This window comes from Candidatus Streptomyces philanthi (genome assembly GCF_059553635.1).
In genome coordinates, this window is record NZ_JCANQV010000459.1 from 1 (window position 1) to 3,169 (window position 3,169).

The 3,169-nt window shown below is 73.2% G+C and carries 4 protein-coding genes; all 4 read left to right on the plus strand.

Annotated elements, in window-relative coordinates:
• The first annotated feature begins 531 nt into the window (after positions 1 to 531).
• Positions 532 to 792, plus strand: a complete 261-nt coding sequence (locus AC51EU_RS28935) for a hypothetical protein (RefSeq protein WP_496270054.1) — start codon at positions 532 to 534, stop codon at positions 790 to 792.
• A 131-nt stretch (positions 793 to 923) separates the two neighbouring features.
• On the plus strand, positions 924 to 1,172 hold the full coding sequence (locus AC51EU_RS28940; RefSeq protein WP_496270055.1) for a hypothetical protein: 249 nt from the start codon (positions 924 to 926) through the stop codon (positions 1,170 to 1,172).
• Positions 1,173 to 1,380: 208 nt separating this feature from the next.
• Positions 1,381 to 2,355, plus strand: a complete 975-nt coding sequence (locus AC51EU_RS28945) for an acyl-ACP desaturase (RefSeq protein WP_496270056.1) — start codon at positions 1,381 to 1,383, stop codon at positions 2,353 to 2,355.
• Positions 2,356 to 2,420: 65 nt separating this feature from the next.
• Positions 2,421 to 3,169: LysR family transcriptional regulator (locus AC51EU_RS28950; RefSeq protein WP_496270057.1), on the plus strand; the 749-nt coding region annotated here is incomplete at its 3' end.

Here is a 3,169-nt window from a genome sequence, read left to right on the forward strand (position 1 = left end):
CCCCCGGCCGTTCCCGTCGATCCTGCCGACGCCCCACATGCCCCGGACCCGCACGGCTGCTCCTCGTACCCGTCACGTCCGCCGGCGCGTGCCGGCGCTCCCCGCCACCCGGGCCCTCGCCTGTGGCCCGGCGTCCGAAGGGCCGTCCCCGGGGCACACGGCGGCGCCCGCGGCCATGGCGGGAACCCTGGCGCGGGACGGTGGCGGCGATGGCGGGACGATGCCCGCGGCCGCCCTGCCGGCGCCCGGGCCGGTGTTCCCGGACGGACCTTCGCCCGTGAGCCCACCATTGCGGCGGCAGGGGTGTCAACCGCGCCCGGAAAGGCGTCGCGGCACCACCCGCCGGTTTCCGCCGACCCGGAGGACTTCCCGCCCGATGCCCCTTTCGTCCCCCCTCTCTGCGCCGTCCGGCGGCCCGCACGGGAAAACGCCCGGTGTGACGTGGGACACCTTCGGAGGGCCCTGACGTCTGCGGCAGTGCCGGCGGGGTAGGGCCAGACGTGTCCCATTGCCGATGTACGGGAGGCCCTTGTGGCCGCATCCGCCCAACTGCTCCTCGACGCGTTGGCCGCCACCCCGGAGAGCGACGGCCTGCGGGAACCCGACCGCTACGCGGGCGTCCCCGGCCCCGACTCCGGTCTCGCGGACCGCGGCTTCGCCCCGTTCGGCGAGCCGCCGCTGACCTGTGAACCCCCGCTCGCCGACGCCGCCCCGCTCACCAGCGAGGCCCCCATGGCCGCCGAGCCGCCGCTGACCTGCGAGCCGTCGGCGGCCGGGGTCCGGCAGGTCTGAGGCGCGCCCGGCGGTCGTCCCTCGTGCGGGTGGGGAGCGGGCGGCGCGGGTTGACGCAGGTCGGCGGGGTGCGGACGCGGTCACCCGACCCCGGGCGCGCGGGGCGGCGGGGCGTCCGATACGTTGAGTTCGTGAGCAACAAGGTCAACAAGAATGTCCTGCGCGCCGGAACCGTCACGGCCGGCACCGCGCTGATGCTGCTGATGTCGTCCCCCGCGTTTGCGCTCACCCGCGACGACGGAGACGACCCGGGTCCGGGTCTGAGTGTCGCCGAGACGCTCGGCCTCTACGTCGTCGCCCCCATCGTGCTGTTCCTGGTCATCGCCGGTCTGGTGATGATGCTGGACCAGTCCCGCAAGCAGGCCGGCCCCAAGGCCTGACGCCGGGCGTCGCCGACGCTTCAGGTGCCCCGCGGTTCCCAGGAACCGCGGGGCACCTTTTTGTTTGCCCATGGGTGAAATGCGGTGTTCTAAAGGTGAATTCAAGCGGAGAGGGGCGTGCTCCGGCACAACCTACGATGCCGTAACCTACGGAGCCGTAAGTCAGAACCTACGGTGCCGTAGGTCGTCGCCGTCCCCAGGAGTTCCCGTGACCACTGCCCCCGTCAGCCCCGCCGCCTCGCGCGGCCAGGCCGCATGGAGCGACGCCCGCCTGCTCCACGCGCTCGAAGAGGTCGTCGAGAAGGAACTCAACCGGCATCTGAAGGCGGCCAAGGAATGGATGCCGCACGAGTACGTGCCCTGGAGCGACGGCCGGAACTTCGACGGGGTGCTGGGCGGCGAGGCATGGGCCCCCGAGCAGTCCCAGGTCAGTGACATCGCCAGAACCGCCCTGGTGGTCAACCTCCTCACCGAGGACAACCTCCCCAGCTACCACCACGAAATAGCGACACTCTTCGGCCGCGACGGCGCCTGGGGCACCTGGGTGCACCGCTGGACCGCCGAGGAGGGCCGCCACGGCATCGTGATGCGCGACTACCTGCTCACCAGCCGCGCGGTCGACCCGGTGGAGCTGGAACGCTTCCGGATGGCCCACATGTCGGAGGGCTTCGAGTCCGACAACGGCCACAGCATGCTGCACTCCATCGCCTACGTCGCCTTCCAGGAACTGGCCACCCGCATCTCGCACCGCAACACCGGCCACCACTCCGGCGACCCGGTGTGCGACCGGATGCTCGCCCGGATCGCCATGGACGAGAACCTCCACATGGTCTTCTACCGCAACCTCCTCGCCTCGGCGTTCGAGCTGGCGCCGGACCCGACGATGTGCGCGGTACGCGATGTGGTCACCCGCTTCCGGATGCCCGGCCACGGCATGCCCGGCTTCGAACGCGCCGCCGCCCGGATGGCCATCGGCGGCATCTACAACCTGCGCATCCATCACGACGAAGTGCTCCAGCCCGTCCTGCGCCACCTCAAGGTGCTGTCGATCGGCGGCCTGGGCCCCGAGGGCCTCGCCGCGCAGGACGAACTCGGCGCGTACCTCGGCGGACTGGACGGCCAGGCGCGCAGGTTCGACGAGCGCCGCGCCGCGCTGCTCGCCCGCCGGGAGGCGCGGCGCTGACCGGCGCCACGTATGCGTAAGGGCTGTCCCGTCGTCCCTGACGGGGCAGCCCTTACGCTGCCCGCATGGCCGACTGGGACCTCAAGAAGCTGCGCGTCCTGCGCACGCTCCACGATCTGGGCACGGTCACCGCGACCGCCGAGGCGCTGCACCTGACGCCCTCCGCGGTCTCCCAGCAGCTGTCCGGCCTGTCCAGGGCGCTCGGGGTGCCCCTCCTGGAGGCCCACGGCCGGCGGGTCAGGCTGACCGAGGCGGCCCGTCTGGTGCTGCGCCACGCCGACGAGGTCTTCGCCCGGCTGGAGCGGGCCGACGCGGAACTGCGCGGCCATCTGCGGGGCGAGGCGGGCCGGGTGCGGGTGGGCGCGTTCGCCACCGCGATCCCCGCGCTGGTGGTGCCCGCCGTCCAGGAACTGCGCCGCACCGTCCCGGACCTCACCGTCGTCGTACGGGAGGCCGAGGCCCAGGCGGCGTACGAGCTGCTGGCCGAGGGCAGCGTCGATCTGGCGCTGTCGCTCGCGGCGCACGCGCCCACCCCGTGCGACCCCCGGTTCAGCCGCCGCGCGCTGCTCGCCGACCCCCTGGACGTGGCGCTGCCCGCGGCCCATCCGCTGGCCGCCGAGCCGGGGTTGCGGCTGGCCGATCTCGCCGGGGAGCCCTGGATCTTCGGCAGCAGCGGCCCCTGGTCACAGATCACCACCACCGCCTGCGAGAGTGCCGGTTTCGTCCCCGAGCAGGCCCACGCGGCCGCGGACTGGAACGCGATCTGGGCGATGGTCGCGGCCGGGATGGGCGTCGCGCTGGTGCCGCGGACGGC